This is a genomic window from Ralstonia sp. Ralssp110, from assembly GCF_047325135.1.
GTDB classification, from domain to species: domain Bacteria; phylum Pseudomonadota; class Gammaproteobacteria; order Burkholderiales; family Burkholderiaceae; genus Ralstonia; species Ralstonia mojiangensis.
On the sequence record NZ_CP168609.1, the window covers coordinates 1,524,277 to 1,544,405 of the forward strand.

Sequence of the window (20,129 nt, forward strand, 5' to 3'; positions counted from 1 at the left end):
TCCTTGAGCCGCGCATCGTGCAACCGCAGAGTGCACCCGCTCTCCACATAAGGCTCTACCGGTCATCCAAGTGCCGAAGCACGCTCTCTTTCCCACCACGCTGCGCGGCCGCTTGCTTGCTCTGGCCGCGGTGGCCGCCTTGCCGGCCATTGTCGTGGCGATTGCTGGTGTGGCGCTTTACCGTGACCGGCTCAATGATCATCTTGCTCAGCACCTGACCCACGAAACTGAGGCCGCTGCTGCCCGCGTCGGCATGGTGCTTTCCAACGCCAATACGCTGCTCTCGGTGCTGCTCGCCGACGATTCGGCCCTGCACATGGAGCAGCAAGAGTGCAGCAGTTTCGTCAACCGCGTCTTCCATAACCAGACCGAACTCGCGAATCTCGGCATCATCGATGCGCATCGCAAGCTGGTATGCACCCCCGACACGGCGAAGCTCGGCGTCGATCTGTCAGACCGGCCGTACATCAACGCGATCATGGCGACGGGGCGGCCATCCCTCTCGACGTTCGTGATCGGACGCGCCTCCGGGCAGGCGGTGTTGATTTCGGCGCGGCCGATGGCAGGCAGCGACGGCGCCATCCGTGGCGTGGCGTACGCGGCCGTGCGGCAGAGCGCGTTGATTGCGGCGGCCGTTGACGGCATGCCGGACGCGCCGGTCTACCTGGTGGATGCCGTCGGCAACGTGTTGTCGACCCACGGTGTTCTGGAGTCCGCCCAGGTGCCGGCTGTCGTGCACGGGCAGTTGGTCGCTGCCGCGGCCCAGCAGCCGGGAGAGCCTCTTCTGGTGGACGATACAGACGGCGTGCGCCGTGCCTATGCCGCCATGGTGGTGCCGCATGCGGCCGGCGGACATTTGCGAATCGTGCGCGGCGTGGATGCAACCGACATCGTTCGCCAGCAGCGCAACGTGACGCTGGCCGGCGGCGGCGCGATCCTGCTCATGGTCGTGATGCTGCTGGCGCTGATCCAGTGGGCGCTTCGGCGGATGGTGATGCCGCGCATCGATGCCCTGGTGGATGCAGCGCGCCATTACGCCACGGGTGATTTTTCTGCCCGCGTGCCCGAGCACGGCGGCTCGCGTGATGAACTCTCGCTGCTTGAGCGCACCTTCAACGAAATGCGTGCCGCGATCCAGCGCCACGACGCCACCGTTCATCGCCTGACCGAACGCTTCCAGCGCGTGGCGCGCGCCACCAACGACTGGATCTTCGACTGGGATATCGCCACCGGCGAATCCTGGGCCAACGCCAGCCTGCATCGGCTGCTTGGTAGCGACGCACTGCTGAGTCAGGGCGACGACGACGGCACAGGTGGGGGCTCCTCGCGCACGCTGACGTTCCATCAGTTTGTGCATCCGGACGACGTCGATGCCTTCGCCCAAGAGTTGCGCGCCGTACTGAATTCAGACCGCGACAGCTGGCAGCACGTCTGCCGGGTGATCGACGCCAACCGTGCCACGCGCACGGTGGAAATTCGTGCGAGCCTGTATCGGGATCAGAACGGTCGCGCCGTGCGCGTGGTCGGCGGGGTGACCGACATTTCGCAGCGCTCGGCGATTGAGCAGGAGCTGCGCAGCAGTGAAGCGAACCTGCGCGTCGCCGAGCAGATTGCGCTCCTGGGGAGTTGGCGCTGGGACGTGCTGCGCGATTCGACTACATGGTCGTCGGGCATGTATGTGCTGACGGGTATGCCGCTGGGCGCGCCTCCTGCCTTTGCACAGCAGGCGCAGTTCTTTACCGCCGACAGCTATAACCGACTGCGTGAAGCCGCCAGCCGCGCCGTGACCGAAGGTGAACCATACGCGCTGGACCTGGAGATGATCCGCCGCGACGGGGAGCACCGCTGGGTGCTTTCGCGCGGCAACATCGAGCGCAACGATCGTGATGAGGTTGTCGCCCTGTTTGGCACCATGCAGGACATCACCGAGCGGCGCGAATCCGACGAGCAACTGCGCTTGCTGCGTCGCGTGGTCGAGTCGGTGCCGTCCGGCATTACCGTGGCCGACGCGCAGCAGCCTGACCTTCCGGTCGTGTACGTAAACCCGGGCTTCGAGCGCATGACGGGCTATCGCGCAGAAGAAGTGCTGGGCCGTAACGCGCGCTTCCTGCATTCGTCCGAACCGGGGCAGCCTGCGCTCAACGAAGTGCGTGCTGCCCTGCGCGACGAGAGCGAGATCCGCGTGCTGCTGCGCAACTTCCGCAAGGACGGCCACGCGTTCCTGAACAACTTCCTGCTCTCGCCGGTGCGCGATGCCAAAGGTGCGGTCACGCATTACGTTGGCATTCAGGACGACGTGACCGAGCAAGAGATGACGCGCGCGCGCCTGGCGCAGCACGCCACCATCGATTCGCTCACGGGTCTGCCCAACCGAACGCTGCTGGCCGATCGCGTGCAGCAATCGGTGGAGATGGCTGCACGCCAGCGCAGTCGCTTCTATGTGGCGCTGGTCAACATTGACCGTTTCAAGGTCGTCAACGACAGCCTTGGCCACCTGCTGGGCGACGAGGTGCTGCGCCGTGTGGCCGAGCGCCTGCGCGATGCAGCCGATACGGTGGACACCGTGGCGCGTTTTGGCGGCGACGTGTTTGCACTGGTGATCTCGCACGCAGGTTCGCGCGGCGTCGATTTCGGCTTTGATCTGTTTGCCGAGCCCGTGCGCGTGGAAGGGCACGAAGTATTCGTGACCGCAAGCATTGGCGTGGCCGAATACCCGGCGCACGGCGCAGACGCCGATAGCCTCATCCGCCATGCCGAAATGGCGATGTACTACGCGAAGCAGAACGGCCGCAATCGGCTGGAATTTTTCGCCCCCGAGATGGACATCGGTGTGTCGTACCGGCTGAACCTGGAGCACCAGATTCGGGCAGCGCTGGAACAAGGGCAGTTCCGCTTGCTGTATCAGCCGCAGATCGACACCAAGACGGGCCGCGTGTGCGGGCTGGAAGCACTGATCCGCTGGATTCATCCGACGCGGGGGTTGCTGCCGCCGGCTGCGTTCATTCCGGTGGCCGAAGAAAGCGGGCTGATTGTCGAGATCGGCAACTGGGTCTTGACCGAGGCCGCGCAGCAGCGCGCCGAGTGGCACAAACGTGGCCTGGCCGAGGATCTGACGCTGGCAGTGAATGTCTCGCCGCTGCAGTTCAAGCGCGGCACCGTGCTGCCGACGCTACTCAAGCTCCAGCGCCAATACGGCCTCGGCTCGGGCTTTCTTGAACTGGAAGTGACTGAGTCGATGCTGATGGAGGGCACCGAGCGCACGATCGAAGACCTCACGGCCATACGCCAGCTTGGGGTGCGCATTGCCATCGACGACTTCGGCACGGGCTATTCGAGCCTGGCCTATCTGAAGCGCTTGCCGATTGATCTCATCAAGATCGACCGCGCGTTCGTCAAGGACATCGACCGCGATTCCAACGATGCCGCCATCTGCACGACGGTCGTGGTGCTTGCGCACAACCTGGGCGTGAAGGTGTGCGCGGAAGGCGTGGAAGATGCCGCGCAGTCTGCCTTCCTCGCTTCGCACCAATGCGACGTGCTGCAGGGTTATTTCTTCAGCGAGCCGCTGTTGCCCGATGCGGTGACGGCGCTCCTGGAGCGCGACACGCGCTTCACGCTGTAAGGCCCGCACCCGCCACGGCGCTACGCGCGGAACACCGCGATGGCATGCTTCAGATCTTCCGATTGGCGCGCCAGCACCGACGTGGCCGCTGCAGCTTCTTCCACCAGCGTGGCGTTCTGCTGCGTTACCCCATCGAGCTGCGAAACCGACGCGTTGATCTGCGCAATGCCGCTGCTCTGCTCGCGCGAGCTGGCCGAGATTTCCGACATGAGCTGCGTGACGGTCTGCACTGACTGCACGATCTGCGTCATGGTCGCGCCGGCCTTGTGAACGAGGTCCACGCCATCGCGCACGGATTGATCGGATGCGCGAATGATCTCCTTGCTCTGCGCTGCGGCCTGGGCGCTGCGTTGCGCGAGGCTGCGCACCTCGCCCGCGACAACCGCAAAGCCGCGGCCTTCTTCGCCCGCGCGGGCAGCTTCCACAGCCGCGTTGAGCGCAAGGATGTTGGTCTGGAACGCGATGCTCTCGATGGTGGCGATGATCTCGGTCACACGCTGGCTGTCGGCGCGGATGGCATCCATGGTGTGCACGACGCGCTGCACGACCTGGCCGCCGTCGGCCGCGATCGTGGAGGCCTCCTCGGCAAGTGCACTGGCCGCACGGGCGTGGTCGGCATTCTGCGAAACCATCGATGTCAGCTCTTCCATGCTTGAAGCGGTTTCTTCCAGCGCGGCGGCCTGCTGTTCAGTGCGGGCAGAGAGGTCATGGTTGCCGGCCGAAATCTGCAGCGTGCTGTGTGCGACGCTGGCGGCACCGTCCTGGATGTCGCGCACGATGGACGACAGGCTCGCGCGCATGGTCGCCATGGCGCGCATGACTTCGCCCAGCTCGTCGTGGGAGCGGGCTTCGACCACGGTGGTCAGATCGCCGGCTGCCAGGCGTGTGGCCAGCATGGCGGCTTCTTCCAGCGGACGGATGAGCGTGCGCGCAAGCAGCACGCCAGACATCGTCGCCAGCCCGGCGCAACCCACGCCGGTGAGCCACAGCCAGTCGCGGCTGAAAACGAGCCACGCTGCGCCATGCAGATCGGCGGCTTCCAGCGCGATGTGCGCCCACAGCGTACCGATCAGGATGGCCGACGCAATCAGCGTTTGCAGACCGATCACCTTGAAGCGCAGGCTCTCGAGCTGGAGCAGGTTCGCGGCGCGCCGCCAGCCCGTGCGCAGAATGCGGCCGGCGCGCACGGTGTACGACGTGTCGCCCTCGTTGATGGCGGTGTAGGCACGTTGCGCGCGCCCGATCTGCGCAGGCGTGGCCATCGAACGCACGGACGTATAACCGACCACCGCGTTGTTCTGAAACACCGGCGTCACGTTGGCCAGCACCCAATAGAAGCCGCCATCCTTGCGACGGTTCTTGACGAAGCCACGCCACGGCTTGCCGGCTTGCAGGGTTGCCCACAAGTCGGCGAACGCGGCTTCGGGCATGTCAGGGTGGCGCACGAGGTTGTGCGGCGCACCCACTAGTTCCTCCTGCGAATAGCCGCTGATGCGCACGAACGCTGGGTTGGCGAAGACGATGCGGCCTTTGAGGTCGGTCCGGGAGATGAGGTAGTCCGTCGGGTTGAGGGCGGTTTCGGCTTGGGTGACCGGCAGATTCTTGCGCATGGTTGTGCCGCGCTTCGTGGGCGCAGATGGACGGAAGGAGGGGCGCGCGCGAGACGCGCTGTTCTTCTTTGCATCGGCACACTGGCGACGGGCTAAAGGTGATGCGTGCGCCCGCAGTTGATCTCGATCAAATCACAAGGCCCTCATAGACAGGCATGGCCGTTGCTACTTGGCTGGCAATGCGCTGTTCAGGCGCTGCAGACGGAGGAACGAGGTGCACAAGATCTGTGGAGACGTTGAGATCGTCCCGCGTGTGGTGCCCGCCGGCGGGCGGGGCTGGGAGGCGCGTGTCGAGGTGGTGTTCCGCAGCACGGAAGGGCAATCGTTGTCTGGCTCGCAACCGGTGCGACCCGGATGCACGTTTGGCTCCCCGCGCGAAGCGATGGACGCGGCGCTGCTTTACGGGCAGCGCCTGCTGCGCGATTGGGTGCGGGGTGCCACGCCTAGTGCGGAGATCGCCACCTGAGGCGACTCGAAGATCAACGCGCCTCGGCCGCCTTGCGTTCTTCGCGCGAGAGCCCTGCCGTCCAGTAGCCCTTGGCATCGATGGCGTCGCGGGGCACCGCCCAGGCACCTTCGAGCAGGGTACGGACCTGCTTGAGCAATGACGCCTCGCCGGCCAGGAACACCTGTGGCGTGCCGGTCGGCATGGGCTGGGCACTCAGTGCGCCGACCATCATGGCGCCGGCGTGCGCCGTATCGCTCTCCACCCAATGAATGCTGCGGCTGCGCGGGTGCGCGGCCAAGGCACCTTCCAGGGGCAGTCTGGCGCGGGCGTCGCCAATGGCGATATAGGTCAGCACCTGCGCGTGCGTGGGCAGGGTTTCGAGAATCGCGAAGATGGCGGGTAACGCCGTTTCATCGCCAATGAGCAGCGTCCACGGTGCAGCCGGGTTGGCACGGAAGCCGCGCTTGGGGCCCGCAAATTCCACTTCATCGCCGGGGGCGGCGTGTTCGAGCCAGCGTGCGGCAGGGCCGTGCTGCGCGGCGGGTGTTTCGTCGTGCACGACAAAATCGATTTCGAGTTCATCACGCTCCGCGTGATAGCGGCGGATGGTGTAAGCGCGCCCCAGCGTGCGGCCGGAGCCTGCGGCATCGTGCGGAAACATCAGCTTGATGGCGGCGCCGGGGGCAGCACCCGCCAGATCAGAGAGATCTGCCGCGGCTACGCCGGTAAATACCACGCGGCGCATGCGCGGGGACAGCGTATGGATGGCGCGCACACGCACGCGGCGTGTGGCGGGTTTGACAGAACTGAGCAGCTGCGACATGAGACCTTGTGTGCGATTGAAGGCAAACATAGATGGCTGCGAAATGGACCGAGACTGCGACCCGGGGATCGAGGCGGTGGCCCGGGCGATGAAACATCCCCGGGGCGGCTGGACGGATGCTGCTGCTTACCGCTTACCGCTTACCGCTTACCGCTCGCCGGTAATTTCTTTCAAAGCACGTAGCAGGATGTCTGCCACGCGCTGCTGTTCTTCGCGCGAGGCGAAGCGTTTTTCCATGAGGGCGAACTTCAGGCGCCAGCGCGCGGTACGCAGCGGGTCGTGTCCCGTGTCAGTCCATTCGGCGGCGTTGTCGGTTTCGCGGTCGAAGGCCATGGCTTCGTTCATGCGCTTCACGCGCTCGCCCATGGCGCGCAGTTGCGCAAGGATGGCATCGGCGCTGTGCTGGCGTTCGGCCAGCCATGTTTCGCCGTCGGGGGTGATGCCGTAGCGCTTCTTGTTGCCTTCGACCGTGACAGAAGCAAAACCGTGGTCTTCCAGATACGACAGCGCCGGGTACACCATGCCTGGGCTTGGCGTGTAGAAGCCGAGCGAATGCTCTTCCACCGCCTTGATCAATTCATAGCCGTGGCGGGGCGTGCCCTTGAGCATCGCCAGCAGCACGAGCTGCAGGTCGGCCGAGCTGAGCCGGCGGCCGCGCCACGGGCTGCCGCCTTCGTCATCACCTTCGCCGTAGCCGCCGGGGCCGCCAAAGCCGCCCATGCCTCGCCCGAAACCGTGTCCGCCATGGCCGTGGCGACCCATCATGAAGTGCTTTTCAATCCACATTTTGTGGTGGTGTCCGAACCAACCGCGCATTGCCATTCTCCTGAAGAACATCATCAGATATATCTTAAGATACATCGCATGATAGTGACGGTCGTCCAGAAGTCAAGGGCAGCGGAGGAAAAATGGTGCGAGGGTTACGGAGAAGTTTTGTTGCTACCGAGCTTGGCGACATGCACAAGCCAGCGCCGCACGACCTCTTCCTCCTCGGGTGAGAACCCCTCCAGCAAGTCCTGCTCAATGCCGCCCGAGCGTTCCCGGCACGCGGAAAGCAGGGTGGCCCCCTCCGCAGTGACGTCGATATGCTGGATTCGGCCGTGCACCGCGTGGGGCCGGCGGGTGATGGCGCCGCTGCGCTCCAGGTTGGTGACGATCACGCTCACCGTCTGGGGCGTCAGCAGGGTCAGTCGGGCGAGGTCGGCGTTCGAGATGCCGGGGTAGGCGCGGAGCATCGTGAGCACGAGGAATTGCGGCAGCGTGACGCCTACGTCGGCCATGGCGCGCTCCATGCGCAGCCGCTGGGCGGCATTGGCCTGGCGCAGCAGGTAGCCAAGATAGCCTTCCTCACCGCGCTTGCCCTGGCCGGGCTCGGGGATGGAGGGCGAGTTGCGTGTCGTGTCGTTTTCCTTGCTGGCGGCAGGGGTGCGCTTGCTCATGATGTCAGAGTTCGAATATGATGTTCGAACGCTGATATTACCACTCCTCCAACCCGGACCTTCAGCAGGAGCCAGACATGGAAGATCTCTCCCCTCGCATGGATTACTCGGAATTTGTCGACACCGCCGTCGGCGTGGCGCCCGCGCTCCAGGCGCTCGGCAAGGCGGTGGATGCCTCAGGGCTGGAAAAGCCGCTGACCGAACTCGTCAAGCTGCGCGCGTCGCAAATCAACGGCTGCGCGTTCTGCGTGCAATTCCACCTGAATCTGGCGCGGAAGCTGCGCATGGCGCCGGCCAAGCTCGATCTGGTGGCGGTCTGGCGCGACACACCGGCGGTTTTCTCGCCGCGCGAGCGTGCCGCGCTGGCCTGGACGGAAGCGCTGACCACCCTGGCCCGCGCCGCCGACCACGGCGTGGAAGATCACGAATACAACGCCGTGCTTGAGCATTTTTCCCGGACGGAAGTCGCCTTCCTCACGGCCGCTGTCGCCAACATCCAGGCGTGGAACCGTATTGCCGTGGCGATGCGCTTTGCGCCGCAGGTGCCGGCCGCCCTGGCACCGGAGGGCGCATGACCATGGACGCCATCCGCCCCATCGAAGACGAGGCCGCGTTGCGTGCGTGCTTTCCCGTCATGCACCAACTGCGGCCGCATCTTGCCGACGCCGACGAGCTGGCTGCGCGCTGGCGCCGGCAGGTCGAAGACGGCTATCGCCTCATCGCTGTCTGGCGCGAGGGCGTGCCGGTCGCGCTGGCGGGGTATCGGCAGCAGGAGAACCTCGTCTACGGGCCGTTCCTGTATGTCGACGATCTGGTGACCGATGCCAACCTGCGCAGCAGCGGCCTCGGCAACGTGCTGATGGACCACCTCAAGGCTGAAGCCGAGCGTCTGGGCTGTGCAAGGCTGGTGCTCGACACGCCGCTGTCCAACGTGCTCGGCCACCGCTTCTACTATCGCAACGGGCTGCTTGCAGGCGCCTTGCGCTTTGGCATGAACACGCGACCTGGAGGTGCCCGATGACAACGCTGCTGCACGTGGCCGTGAGCCCGCGTGATGATCGTTCGCACAGCCGGCGTGGCGCGCAATTGGTCATTGCACAATTGGCCGAAGCCGCGGGTGACGTGCGCATCATCGAGCGCGACCTGGCGGCCACGCCGCTGCCGCATCCCGATGCCGGCTTTGTCGAGGCCAGCCTCATGCCCGATGCCGACCGCACCGCGGCGCACCGCGCTCAGCTTGCACTGTCGGAAACGCTGATCGGCGAACTGGAAGCGGCGGATGCCGTGTTGATCTCCACGCCGGTGCATAACTACACAGTGCCGTCGGCGTTGAAAGCGTGGATCGACTTGGTGGTGCGGCCCGAACGCACGTTCCGGCGCACGCCGACGGGCAAGGTGGGCATGCTGACCGATCGCTCGGTACTGGTGGTGTCTGCATCCGGCGGCAATTTTGATGGTGCCCACGCGCAGACCGATTTTCTGATGCCGTATCTGCGTTATGTGTTTGCCACGGTGGGCATCCATCAGGTGGAAGGCATCCGCTTGCAGCACACGGCACGCGGGGCCGATTCCGCCGCGCGGGCCTTGGAGAGCTTTCGACAGGAACTGGCTGCGCGGATGCTGCTCATGCCGCTGGTGGCTTGAGGGTTGTCGCGCGAAAGAAAAAAGCGTGGCTTGCCTGTGGCGCCAGGGCTGCCACTTGCCATCACGCGTGTCAGTGCACCGCACCGCCGGTCACCTTGAGATCTGCCTGCGTGGCCAGTGCCGTATGCACCGCCAGACGTATCCCTTTGATCTGGGTATCGATCGACAGGCTCGGCCGGCCCGCATGGCGGGCCGCCAACTCGGGCGTCGTCGGCACGTGAATGAAGCCGCCGCGCACGTGCGGCGCACGCGTGGCAATGTGGTGCATCAAGCCGTAAAACAGGTGATTGCAGTTGTACGTGCCAGCACTCTGCGACACGCCCGCCGGCACGCCGGCCTCGCGCAGCGTTTGCACGATCGCCTTGATCGGTAGCGTGGAGAAATACGCCGCCGGCCCATCGTTCACCACGGGCCTATCAACGGGCTGATTGCCCGCGTTGTCCGGAATGCGGGCGTCGATCACGTTGATGGCCACGCGCTCCACCGAAATCTCTGTTCGGCCCGTGGCCAGCCCGAGCGCGAATACGAGGGTGGGCGATGTGTCCTCGATTGCCTCCACCAGCCTCTCGTTGGCAACACCAAACACGCACGGCAACTGCCGCGCCACAATGACAGCGCCATCCACCTGCGTGCCGTCGAGCGCCTGCGCGATGTCCCACGATGGGTTGGTCGGGTCGGATTCAAACGGCTCGATGCCGGTGATGAGAACGGTGGTCATGCGGGCGCTCCTGGGATATATGCGTAGTTATGCAACTATTTGTTGATCAAAAAAGGCCGCAGATGCAGCCTCGGTTGCCTTACGTGTTCAATGCGCCGCGAACGCTGCGGATAGCCTGCACCGTATCGTCGAACGCGGTGGCGCCGACATGTTCGCGCACGCGCCGTGCCACTCTGGCGCTCGCAGCCTGCAACGCGGCCTCCAGTTCGCGCGCGGCATCCGTGGGGAAGAGGTTCGATTCGCGGCCGTCCTCTGCGGAGGCTTGGCGTTCCGCCAGACCTTTGGCAATCAAGCCATCGACAAGACGCGTGGCGGTGGGCCGGGCAATCCCAAGCACCTCGGCCAGTTCGCGGTTGCGCACACCGGGCCGCTTGAGCACCACGCGCAGCACAAAGCCTTGCGGCGGCGTCAGGCCGAACGGCACATACGCGGCTGTCCATTCGCGCTCGACGGAGCGCGCCAGTGCGGTGGTGTTGAAGTACAGGCAATGATCAAACATGTGCGGCAGTCTAGCCACGTATCGTTAGCTATGCAACAAATATTTCCATCCGACGATCTGCTCAAGATGCGGCTGAAGGTGCGGCTTGCGCCGTGTGCATGAGTTGCTTCAGCGCCTGGACGAAATAGGCACGATCGTGCGGCGCCAGGTCTTGCATGGCTTGCGAGAGGCGGTCCATCATCGTGCGGGCGGTGAGGTGATCGCCGTCCACATGGGCAAACCACGCCAGCTCCAGCAACAATCCGCTCACCTGAACGTGGCCGTAGCGGTGACGGCCGCTGTCGTGTTCGCGCAGGCGCAGCGCGGCAACATCGGTCCAGCGCTGCGGCCAGTAGCGCGCGTCGAAGGCCTCGGCAAACGGGCCGGCCTGCGTGCGGAGATCGGCCAGCGTGAGCACTGCGCCGTGCCTGTCGGCGCGCGCAATCCGCATCAGCGCGATGGCATTCCACGCCGATTGCAGCGGTCCGCCGTTGCGCAGCGCCTGCCATTCGCTCATGGCCAGCCAGCGAACGGCATCGACGGTGCCGTCGGCATGCGTCGAGTTGCCGAGCACGTCGCGCAGCAGCCAGCACGTCATGCCGAGGTTGGCGGCCACCTGCTGGACGGCGTCGGAGGCCTGGCTTTCCAGTGCGGCAGCCAGCGCGGTTTCGAATTGCGCGACGATGCGCTGTGCGGCCTGGGCGCGTACGTCCAATGCAATGCCGTCGGCATCAGCGTAGAGCAGGCGGGCGCGCTCGATGAGGGCGCTGAGGTTGTTCCACTCGAAGCGGATCTGCGGGTGATAGCGCAGCAGGCTGCGGCCGGGCTCGGCATCGGCCAGGCGGGCGAGCAGGCCGGCGGCGAGGTCGAGGTCACGGCGGTCATACGCACACCATGCGGTGACGATGCGCTCCATGGCGGCGAGGTAGTCGTTGCCGAGCACATGGCGCTGCCTGCGGTGCGCGCGTAGTTGGGAGAGCAGGGCGCTCGCGCGTGTGGAATCTCCGAGGCGGCGCGCAGCCATTGCCTCGCCCAGGGTGACGAGGGCGCGCTGGAAATCGTTGTCGGCGGCGTCGCCGGCGTGGCGCAGCGCGAGCAGGGCACCGCCGCGTTCGGTGTCCGATGCGCCCGAGCTGGCGCTCAGCGCATGCAGCAGGCGGCCTTCGCGCATGGCGTGGCGCGCGGTCAGAAAGGCGTGCCAGAACGCGGGGTTGGGCGTGCCAGGCGCCGGGCCGGACAGCGCGCTGGCGCTGGCATCGGTGCTGTTGTCCGTGCTGCCATCTGGGGAGGCAATCCCGAGGAAGGCGCGCACATCGGCGTCATCGGCAATCCGCCCTTCCACCAGGCAGATCACGCGTGCCGCATCTTCGGGTGTGAGCCAGAAGGGCCCTTGGCTGCGCTTATCTGCGTTGAGGAAGCGCGGCTCGCGGTCGCGCTGTTCACCCCAGCCCGCTTGAACGCCCCAGTTCTGCCAATCGCGAAAGGCGCGGCTGATCATCATGCGCTGCGTGCTGGCGTCCGACACGGCGCCGCGCAGGTCGGCCAGGCGCACCAGCGGTTGCTCCGGCGACAGACGATGCGCGTATGCCAGCCGCACCAGCAGCCACAGGCTCTGGAACGGCGCGCGCCGGCCATCCACGGTTTGCGGGGTGGTCAGTTCGACATGGAGGGCGGGCAGGGCAGGCGGCGTCATGCAGGCAATCAGGCGAAGCGAAACGAAACGTGGCGCCATTGTGCGCCAAGCCCTTCGTTACAGGCGTTACGCGCGTGACGTGAGGCTTGCCGCGCACGCTGGCGACGGCACGGCGCACTCCCTACGATGCGCAGCGCCGGCTCATCTGCGCATCGACGGTTGCCGGCAGCCATCCACCCATTTCAAGGAGCGTTTCATGTTCTCTCGCTGGTCGAAGACCTTCGCGTTTGCCCTCACGGCCTGCGCCGTTGCCATGAGCACCGCCACTGCCCACGCCGAGCTGGTCGTGCGCAATGACCTCAAGCGCGTGTTCGACGCAGCCGGCGTTTCCGGCACCTTCGTCCTGATGGACATCAGCGCTGATCGCACGTACGTCGTTGACCCGGCGCGGGCCGCGCGGCGCATCCATCCGGCATCCACGTTCAAGATTCCGAACAGCCTCATCGCCTTCGACACTGGAGCCGTGCGCGACGACCAAGAAGTGCTGCCTTACGGCGGCAAGCCGCAGCCTTACAAGCAGTGGGAACACGATATGGCGTTGCCCGAGGCGATCCGGTTGTCGGCCGTGCCGATTTACCAGGAGGTGGCGCGCCGCGTGGGCTTTGAACGCATGCAGGCCTACGTTGATGCGTTCGACTACGGCAATCGCCAACTCGGCAGCGTGATCGATCAATTCTGGCTACGCGGCCCGCTGGAGATTTCCGCATTCGAAGAAGCGCGCTTTACGAGCCGCATGGCGCTCAAGCAGTTGCCGGTGAAGCCGGGCACGTGGGATATGGTCCACCGCATGCTGTTGATCGAGCAGCAGGGCGATGCCGCGCTGTATGCCAAGACGGGCGTTGCCACGGAGTATCAGCCGGAGATTGGCTGGTGGGTCGGCTGGGTGGAACGTGCCGGGCGCGTGTACGCCTTCGCACTGAACATCGACATGCCGCGCGAGGGCGACATGGCCAAGCGTATTCCGTTGGGCAAGCAGTTGATGCAGGCCCTGGAGGTGTGGCCGACGCCGTGAGACGCGCACCTGTAGGTTCCTCTATCTGACCCGCAATTAGGGATGCCCGCACTCCACAATGAGATGGATCCGGAGGACGATGAAAATCGTAAAAAACTATTGCGGCGGTCCGCCGGAAGGCGGCCAGACGCGAAACATCGCCCGAGGGGCGAGCATCCGGGGGGTCTTATGTTCAGGGTCTACAAGGCAATGGCCGTCGCCATCACGGCGGCCATCGGAGCGAGTGGCGCGCTTGCAGGCGGCAGCCAGGACGGCGTGATTTATTTCACGGGCGCGATCGTCGAGGCCGGGTTCCGTGTGCAGCCGGCGCTGCAGGCGGCGGGCGCGGGCTTGCAGACGCGTCCCTCTGCGTCAGGCGATCAGGTGGTGCTCGACTTTCGCTCGACAGCGGTGCGGGTCGTGCCGGTCGACGTGTCAGTGGAGGCGCGTGCGGCATCCTCGCTCAGGCCCCTGCGGGTGGGCGATGCGCGCAGCAAGGCGGACGTCCTGGCCAAATACGGCGGTTTCAAGGCGAGCCTGCTGACGGCAAACAACGGCACGCTGACCTTGTCGCGCGCGCCGGGGGCGGAGCCAGCGCTGGCGGTGGTGACGCTGTCCTACCAGTAATGAAAAAGGCGGGGAAATCCCCGCCTTGTTTGTGAACCGTTGCGATTGACCGTTGCGACGACGCTTAAGACGCGACCGGCCCCACCGGCGATTGAAACGGGTGGTACTGGTACAGCCACGTCTCCGACAGCGGCTTGCCATCCACCCGCAGGAACAACCGCATATCCACCGGTTCCTTCCCGTCCACCGTCAGATCGAACTGGGCGCGCCAGTGGCCTGGCACGCCGTTCGGCACGGCTTCGGTAAACACGTACGAGAACGTGCCGCGCGAGGTGCTGAGCACCGCCTCCGGTTTGGTGCCGAAGGGCAGCTTCTCCAGCGGGCCGCCCTTGAACTCGACCATGAACTTGCGCACGCCGTGCGGACGCGGCTGGCCCGGCTGGCCGCCGTTGCCCATGCGCGTGGCCACGCAGCGCGCCAGTTGCGTCGGATATGGCTCATCGGCCAGCCAGTGCAGGCGATAGCGCAGACGGTACTGGCTACCTGCGCGCGCCGGCGCCTTCGGCACCCACATGGCGACGACGTTGTCGTGGATCTCGTCGTCGGTCGGGATTTCGATGAGCTGCACGGCGCCTTCGCCCCAGCCCTCCAGCGGCTCGACCCACAGGCTCGGGCGGCGCTCGTAATGCACGCCGTCCTGGTAGTTGTTGAAATCGCGGTCGCGCTGCAGCAGCCCGAAGCCGCGCGGGTTGTTGTCGCCAAAGGCAGACGCCATCGTGCGCGGCGGATCGTTCAGCGGGCGCCAGATGCGCTCGCCGTTGCCCGTCCAGAGCGCGAGGCCGTCGGAGTCGTGCACCTCGGGGCGCCAGTCGGTGGCGGTGCCCTTGGCGGTTTCCGAGAACCAGTACATCGACGTGGCAGGCGCGATGCCGAAGCGCTCCACGTCCTTGCGCAGGAAGATGGCCGTGTCGATATCCATCACCACGCCCTTCGTGCGGTGCATGACAAAGCGGTATGCACCGGTGATGCTCGGGCCGTCGAGCAGCGTATAGATCGTCACGGAATCGGCGCGGTTGTCTGCCGGCGTGTCGAACCACACGTGCGTGAAATTGGGGAACTCTTCGGGCTTGCCGGCCTGCGCAACGTCGAGCGCGATGCCGCGTGCGGAGAGCCCGTACTGGTACAGCTCACCAATCGCACGGAAGTACGATGCGCCCAGGAAGGCAACCCAATCGTTCTTTTTCCAGTCGAGTTTTTTCTGATCGCCCAGACGGCTTTCCTGAAAGCGGAAGCCGGAAAAGCCGCTGCCGCGCGGCAGCTTGCGCGCCGGGCTGTCGGCGGGCATGTCGAAGTACGACTCGTCGTAGACGATTTCGCGTGCGGCGCCTTTTTCCACCACGTGCATGCGCACCGGCGCGCGGAAGAACGTGCCCAGGTGGAAGAACGTCACCGGAAACTGGCCCGGGCCGTCGGCAAAGAGCGCGTGGGCGGTGTCGAACTTGATCTTGCCGTGCGCTTCGTAGTCGATCTTGGCCAGGATGTCGGCCGGCGCCGTGGCGGGCGGCGTGTAAGGCTTGCCGGCCATCGTGCGGGCGCGTTCGATCAGCGCATCGAAAGAAAACGGCGCGGCATCGCCCAGCTTGACGCGATTGGCGGCCAGCGCCTCGGGCGTGATGCCGAGCGCCGCCAGCGTGGCGGTAACGGAGGCGGAGGCAAGAAGGGTTCGACGTGTGACCATAGGTGCCTGTGATGTGACTGATGAATAAGAAGGGTCCGACATGGTAACGCGGGCCCAGGTTCCGACGCCGGCTGAACACTCCCCCGGATGGCCGATCCGCTGCCGTTTGGTCGCCCAGATCGACCATTCGTCGCAGAACGTTTGAACTTGCAAGTGCCGGCTACGATACTTAGGCCACTTCCGTTGGGGGCTGGGATGACGCTACGACTGCGCAGCATCGGCATCGCTTTGGCATTGGTTTGCGCGGCATGCAGCGCCTGGGCGGCATCCTGCGATCCGCCCGCCCAGTTGAATGACGGCTGGCAGACCGAAGCCGACCCTGCCGCAGCCGGTTTCGATGCCACCCGCCTTTGCGCCGTCCTGCGTAATTTCGCCGAAGCCGATATCAACTTCCACAGCCTGCTCGTGGTGCGTCGTGGCCATCTGGTGGCGGAGGGCTATCACGCCGGCAAGGATGAGCGGGTGAAGGATCTGTTCCGCACCACGCGCACGTTCGACGCCAGCACGCTTCACGACATCCGCTCGATCAGCAAATCGGTGACGAGCCTGCTGTGGGGCATTGCGCAAGGGCAGGGGAAGATGCCGCCTCTCGATACACCGGCGCTGTCACTGTTTCCGGGGCTGGCCGACCTGAATCGCGGCGGCCGTGAGGCGATTACGCTCTCGCAGATGCTGTCGATGTCGAGCGGCCTTGCCTGGAACGAATGGCGTGCGACGAGCCTGTTCAACAACGACGAGTTCGGACTGTTTTGGCACACCTCTCAGGCGCATTACGTGTTCGACCGCCCGATGGCGGCGTCGGCTGGCACGCAGTTCAATTACAACGGCGGCAACACGGCGGTACTGGCGCAGCTGCTGGCAGAGCGCGTCGGCATGTCGTTGCCGGAGTACGCGCGCAAGCAACTGTTCGAACCGCTGGGCATCACCGACTGGGAATGGGTGGACGATTACCGTGGCCGCCCGCTGGCGTTTGCCGGCGTACGCCTGCGCCCTCGAGACCTCGCGCGTATCGGCCAGCTCGTGCTGCAGCACGGCCAGTGGAATGGGCGGCAGATCGTGCCCGCCGAGTGGATTGCCGAATCGACGCGCCCGCACATCGATACCGGCATGGGCTTGCAGTACGGCTATCAGTGGTGGCTCGGCAAGGTGGCGGCTGGTGGCACCGAACAGGCGTGGATCGGGGGCATCGGCAACGGCGGCCAGCGTCTGTGGATCGTGCCCGGGCTGGACATGGTGATCGTCACCACGGCGGGCGATTACAACCAGTCTGCCTCCTGGAAGCAGGCTGAAACCCTGCTCGACCAAGTGATGACTGCCGTGCAGCCGACACCCCGCTAACGGCGGCGCGGTTGCGGGGCTACGCGGGCTTAAAGGAACCGGTCGAGAATCTTGCGGCTGTGCTTGTCCAGCGCAAGCAGATCTCGGATCAGGTAGTGGATGCCGTGGCTGTCGGAAATGAGCAGCGTGGTGCCGGTCAGGCGGCGGATGTCTTCTTCGCCGCGCAGCACGAGGTCGGTCTGGCCGCGGTCGGTCTGCACCGTCCATGTGCTGGGCGTGGCGTAGGTCGAAACGCCGACGATCTTGCGGATCTCGGGCATGAATTCACGCGCGCCGAGTTCGGCTTCGATCAGCACACGCATCGGCGCGGGCAGCGCATCGGGCTGCGTGATCCATGCCAGCTCGTGGCCGTCGGTGCTCATCAGGCTCAAGCCCTCGCCCGCGGCGGAGATCGGGAACGCGCGCACGGGCACCACGCCTTCATGCGCGGTGCCGTCGGCCAGGGTCATCACAAGCTTGCCGAAGCCGTTGCGGCTCAGGGTGAAATCGGGCGTTTGCATCGCAGTCATTTCAGATAAAGGATCACTGCGCGTAAGCCGGCGCGGCGGCGTCCACGCGCTCGCCGTCGCTGGTCAGATCGGTGTCGGCATCGACATTGCGGGCCTGCGCCTGATAGAGCTTGTAGTACGCCCCTTCGCGTGCAAGCAGCTCATCGTGGTTGCCGACTTCGACGATCTGGCCGCGGTCCATGACGACCAGGCGATCCGCCTTGCGCAGCGTCGACAACCGGTGCGCGATGGCGATGGTCGTACGGCCCTGCACGAGGTTGTCGAGCGCTTTCTGGATTTCCTTCTCGGTGGTCGTGTCCACGGAAGACGTGGCCTCGTCCATGATCAGGATGCGCGGGTTGATGAGCAGCGCCCGCGCAATCGAAATGCGCTGGCGTTCGCCGCCTGACAGGGCTTGGCCGCGTTCACCTACCAGGGAGTCGTAGCCGTGCGGCAGGCGCAGGATGAACTCGTGGGCGTGGGCGGCACGTGCGGCGGCAATGATCTCTTCACGCGTGGCGTCGGGTTTGCCGTAGGCAATGTTGTCGGCAATCGTGCCGAAGAACAGGAACGGCTCCTGCAGCACCAGACCGATGTTGCGGCGGAATTCCGAGACGGGCAGCGAGCGGATGTCGGTGCCGTCCAGGCGGATCGCGCCTTCCGACACATCGTAGAAGCGGCAGATCAGGTTCACGAGCGTGCTTTTGCCCGAGCCGCTGTGCCCCACCAGCCCGATCATCTCGCCCGGCTGGATAGACAGGTTCAGGCCGCGGATCACCGCGCGGTTGCCGTAGCGGAAGCCCAGGTCGCGCAACTCAATTGCCCCGTTCACCTTCTCGATGTGCACGGGCTTTGTCGGTTCCGGCACGCTCGACACGTGGTCGAGAATGTCGAAGATGCGCTTGGCACCGGCCGCCGCTTTCTGCGTAACGGACACGATGCGGCTCATGGAATCCAGGCGCGTGTAGAAGCGGCTGATATACGTCAGGAACGCCACCAGCACACCGACGGTAATGGCGTCGTGGCTGACCTGCCAGATCCCGAAAATCCACACCACCAGCAGCCCGACTTCGGTCAGCAGCGTCACAGTCGGGGTAAATAGCGACCACACCGCGTTGACGCGATCGTTGATCGCCAGGTTGTGCTTGTTGGCCTCGGCAAAGCGCGTCACCTCGCGCTTTTCCTGGGCAAAGGCCTTCACCACGCGGATGCCCGGGATCGTATCGGCCAGCACGTTGGTGATTTCTGACCAGATCCGGTCGATCTTCTCGAAGCCGTGGCGCAGGCGGTCGCGCACAAGGTGGATCATCCACGCGATGAACGGCAGCGGCACAAGCGTCACGAGCGCCAGCCACGGGTCGATCGAGACCAGGATGACGGCCGTCATCGCGATCATCAGCACATCGGTGGCGAAATCGAGCAGGTGCAACGACAGGAACACGCTGATCCGGTCGCTTTCCGAACCGATGCGCGCCATCAAATCGCCCGTGCGCTTGCCGCCGAAGTATTCGAGCGACAGCTTGAGCAGGTGCTCGTAGGTGGTCGTGCGCAGGTCGGCGCTGATGCGCTCGGACACGCGCGCCAGCAGATAAGTGCGCGCCCAGCCCAGCACCCAGGCCACCAGCGCGGCGCCAAACAGGCCCGACAGGTAGAGCGTGACCCGGCGGTAGTCGACCGGTTGCCCGTTCTGGTAGGGGATCAGCACCTTGTCCATCAAGGGCATCGTCAGGTACGGCGGCACCAGGGTGGCGGCCGTGCCGATCAGCAGCAGGGCGAAGCCGGCCAGCAATTCCCACCGATACGGCCGGGCAAAGCGCCACAGGCGCAGCAGCGCCCAGGTCGAGGGCGGCTGCTCCAGTTCGCGGCTGCATTGAGGGCAGTTGTCTTCACCGGGCGGCAGGGGTGCCTTGCAGGTCGGGCAGATGTCCGCGTCGGGCTGCGCGGCCTGGGCGCCGGTGGCCAGGGCGTTGCGCTGGGCATCGAAGGCGTCAGCCAGCCGCAGGGCGTCGGTGTTGTGGCCCAGCGTGTAGCGCCAGCTTGCCAGCCTGCGCTGCCCGTCGGACAGCTCCAGCGTGCCGACGCCGGCGTGGTCGCTATGGGCAAGCGTCATGCCAGGAGCGATGTCCCAGCTTTGTAAATCCTTTTCGCCGGGCGCTTGGCCGACCAGGCGGCGGTTCGTAACAACCAGCCACCCGTGGGTAAAATGCAGCCTTGCGTCCAAATCCAGCTGCAGCCCGGCCAGGACGGTTTCATCTGGAGCAAGGCTTGAGCCGAGCACGACACTCCAGGGTTCCTGAGCGCGGGCGGCGGTGGGGGCGGACGATGGGGAGGACTGGGTCATCAGTGGCGCAAAGAATTCAAAAAGCGCGTCCAAATGGCCAAAAAACAGCCCAAAACGGGAAAAGGACGAACATAAATCGAGGCAAGAGTGCGGCGTCGCAATTGTTGCGGCCTGCAAATTTTGCTCGCAAGTATACATAGCCACGCGAGCCGGGCATTTGGTGCGTTGCACAACGCACTTCGGGCTCAAGA

At 65.3% G+C, this 20,129-nt stretch carries 18 protein-coding genes; 8 read left to right on the plus strand and 10 right to left on the minus strand.

Annotation, left to right across the window (positions count from 1 at the left end):
- Nucleotides 1–70 precede the first annotated feature (70 nt).
- The gene (locus tag ACEN9T_RS07435; RefSeq protein WP_413705959.1) at nucleotides 71–3,622 is read left to right on the plus strand and encodes an EAL domain-containing protein; all 3,552 of its coding nucleotides are present in this window, start codon (nucleotides 71–73) and stop codon (nucleotides 3,620–3,622) included.
- A gap of 20 nt (nucleotides 3,623–3,642) precedes the next feature.
- On the opposite strand, the gene ACEN9T_RS07440 is transcribed toward ACEN9T_RS07435, so the two are convergent.
- On the minus strand, nucleotides 3,643–5,232 hold the full coding sequence (locus ACEN9T_RS07440; RefSeq protein WP_413705960.1) for a methyl-accepting chemotaxis protein: 1,590 nt from the start codon (nucleotides 5,230–5,232) through the stop codon (nucleotides 3,643–3,645).
- Nucleotides 5,233–5,446: 214 nt separating this feature from the next.
- Between ACEN9T_RS07440 and ACEN9T_RS07445 the strand changes: the two genes are divergently transcribed.
- Nucleotides 5,447–5,698, plus strand: coding sequence for a hypothetical protein (locus ACEN9T_RS07445; RefSeq protein ID WP_413705961.1), 252 nt, complete (start codon nucleotides 5,447–5,449; stop codon nucleotides 5,696–5,698).
- Nucleotides 5,699–5,711: 13 nt separating this feature from the next.
- On the opposite strand, the gene ACEN9T_RS07450 is transcribed toward ACEN9T_RS07445, so the two are convergent.
- From ACEN9T_RS07450 to ACEN9T_RS07460, 3 genes are all read right to left on the minus strand, one after another.
- Nucleotides 5,712–6,533 carry a siderophore-interacting protein gene (locus ACEN9T_RS07450; protein ID WP_413705962.1) on the minus strand — a complete coding sequence of 274 codons (822 nt, stop codon included), beginning with the start codon at nucleotides 6,531–6,533 and terminating at the stop codon, nucleotides 5,712–5,714.
- Nucleotides 6,534–6,650: 117 nt separating this feature from the next.
- Nucleotides 6,651–7,319: a PadR family transcriptional regulator gene (locus tag ACEN9T_RS07455; protein WP_092975005.1), complete on the minus strand. Its 669-nt coding sequence runs from the start codon at nucleotides 7,317–7,319 to the stop codon at nucleotides 6,651–6,653.
- 104 nt (nucleotides 7,320–7,423) lie between these two features.
- Nucleotides 7,424–7,942 carry a MarR family winged helix-turn-helix transcriptional regulator gene (locus tag ACEN9T_RS07460; RefSeq protein WP_413705963.1) on the minus strand — a complete coding sequence of 173 codons (519 nt, stop codon included), beginning with the start codon at nucleotides 7,940–7,942 and terminating at the stop codon, nucleotides 7,424–7,426.
- A gap of 77 nt (nucleotides 7,943–8,019) precedes the next feature.
- Between ACEN9T_RS07460 and ACEN9T_RS07465 the strand changes: the two genes are divergently transcribed.
- Genes ACEN9T_RS07465 through ACEN9T_RS07475 form a run of 3 tightly spaced genes read left to right on the plus strand, consistent with a single transcriptional unit; the run spans nucleotide 8,020 to nucleotide 9,586 of the window.
- Nucleotides 8,020–8,517 carry a carboxymuconolactone decarboxylase family protein gene (locus tag ACEN9T_RS07465; RefSeq protein WP_092975011.1) on the plus strand — a complete coding sequence of 166 codons (498 nt, stop codon included), beginning with the start codon at nucleotides 8,020–8,022 and terminating at the stop codon, nucleotides 8,515–8,517.
- Nucleotides 8,514–8,963 carry a GNAT family N-acetyltransferase gene (locus tag ACEN9T_RS07470; RefSeq protein WP_092975014.1) on the plus strand — a complete coding sequence of 150 codons (450 nt, stop codon included), beginning with the start codon at nucleotides 8,514–8,516 and terminating at the stop codon, nucleotides 8,961–8,963. The genes ACEN9T_RS07465 and ACEN9T_RS07470 overlap by 4 nt, the downstream gene beginning before the upstream one ends.
- A complete protein-coding gene (locus ACEN9T_RS07475) occupies nucleotides 8,960–9,586 on the plus strand; it encodes an FMN-dependent NADH-azoreductase (protein WP_092975017.1) in 627 nt (208 codons plus the stop codon). The genes ACEN9T_RS07470 and ACEN9T_RS07475 overlap by 4 nt, the downstream gene beginning before the upstream one ends.
- A gap of 70 nt (nucleotides 9,587–9,656) precedes the next feature.
- Here the strand turns inward: ACEN9T_RS07475 and pcp are convergent, their stop codons facing one another.
- The 3 genes from pcp to ACEN9T_RS07490 form a co-directional block, all read right to left on the minus strand.
- The gene (pcp, locus tag ACEN9T_RS07480) at nucleotides 9,657–10,304 is read right to left on the minus strand and encodes a pyroglutamyl-peptidase I (protein ID WP_413705964.1); all 648 of its coding nucleotides are present in this window, start codon (nucleotides 10,302–10,304) and stop codon (nucleotides 9,657–9,659) included.
- A 79-nt stretch (nucleotides 10,305–10,383) separates the two neighbouring features.
- Complete coding sequence (locus ACEN9T_RS07485) at nucleotides 10,384–10,803, minus strand: MarR family winged helix-turn-helix transcriptional regulator (protein WP_413705965.1); 420 nt, start codon at nucleotides 10,801–10,803, stop codon at nucleotides 10,384–10,386.
- Between the two features lie 61 nt (nucleotides 10,804–10,864).
- Entirely contained in the window at nucleotides 10,865–12,475 is a 1,611-nt protein-coding gene (locus ACEN9T_RS07490) for a hypothetical protein (RefSeq protein ID WP_413705966.1), read from the minus strand.
- Nucleotides 12,476–12,671: 196 nt separating this feature from the next.
- Between ACEN9T_RS07490 and blaOXA the strand changes: the two genes are divergently transcribed.
- Nucleotides 12,672–13,487 carry an OXA-60 family carbapenem-hydrolyzing class D beta-lactamase gene (gene blaOXA, locus ACEN9T_RS07495; protein WP_413705967.1) on the plus strand — a complete coding sequence of 272 codons (816 nt, stop codon included), beginning with the start codon at nucleotides 12,672–12,674 and terminating at the stop codon, nucleotides 13,485–13,487.
- Nucleotides 13,488–13,655: 168 nt separating this feature from the next.
- The gene (locus tag ACEN9T_RS07500; RefSeq protein ID WP_092975029.1) at nucleotides 13,656–14,093 is read left to right on the plus strand and encodes a hypothetical protein; all 438 of its coding nucleotides are present in this window, start codon (nucleotides 13,656–13,658) and stop codon (nucleotides 14,091–14,093) included.
- Nucleotides 14,094–14,157: 64 nt separating this feature from the next.
- On the opposite strand, the gene ACEN9T_RS07505 is transcribed toward ACEN9T_RS07500, so the two are convergent.
- Nucleotides 14,158–15,771, minus strand: coding sequence for a glucan biosynthesis protein (locus tag ACEN9T_RS07505; protein ID WP_413705968.1), 1,614 nt, complete (start codon nucleotides 15,769–15,771; stop codon nucleotides 14,158–14,160).
- Between the two features lie 195 nt (nucleotides 15,772–15,966).
- Here ACEN9T_RS07505 and ACEN9T_RS07510 point away from each other — a divergent pair, with 195 nt between their 5' ends.
- Complete coding sequence (locus tag ACEN9T_RS07510) at nucleotides 15,967–17,109, plus strand: serine hydrolase domain-containing protein (protein ID WP_413705969.1); 1,143 nt, start codon at nucleotides 15,967–15,969, stop codon at nucleotides 17,107–17,109.
- A 29-nt stretch (nucleotides 17,110–17,138) separates the two neighbouring features.
- Here ACEN9T_RS07510 and ACEN9T_RS07515 read toward each other — a convergent pair whose 3' ends face one another.
- Nucleotides 17,139–17,609 carry a DUF1854 domain-containing protein gene (locus ACEN9T_RS07515; RefSeq protein WP_260772845.1) on the minus strand — a complete coding sequence of 157 codons (471 nt, stop codon included), beginning with the start codon at nucleotides 17,607–17,609 and terminating at the stop codon, nucleotides 17,139–17,141.
- A gap of 22 nt (nucleotides 17,610–17,631) precedes the next feature.
- Complete coding sequence (locus ACEN9T_RS07520; RefSeq protein WP_092975041.1) at nucleotides 17,632–19,938, minus strand: ABC transporter ATP-binding protein; 2,307 nt, start codon at nucleotides 19,936–19,938, stop codon at nucleotides 17,632–17,634.
- Between the last annotated feature and the right edge of the window lie 191 nt (nucleotides 19,939–20,129).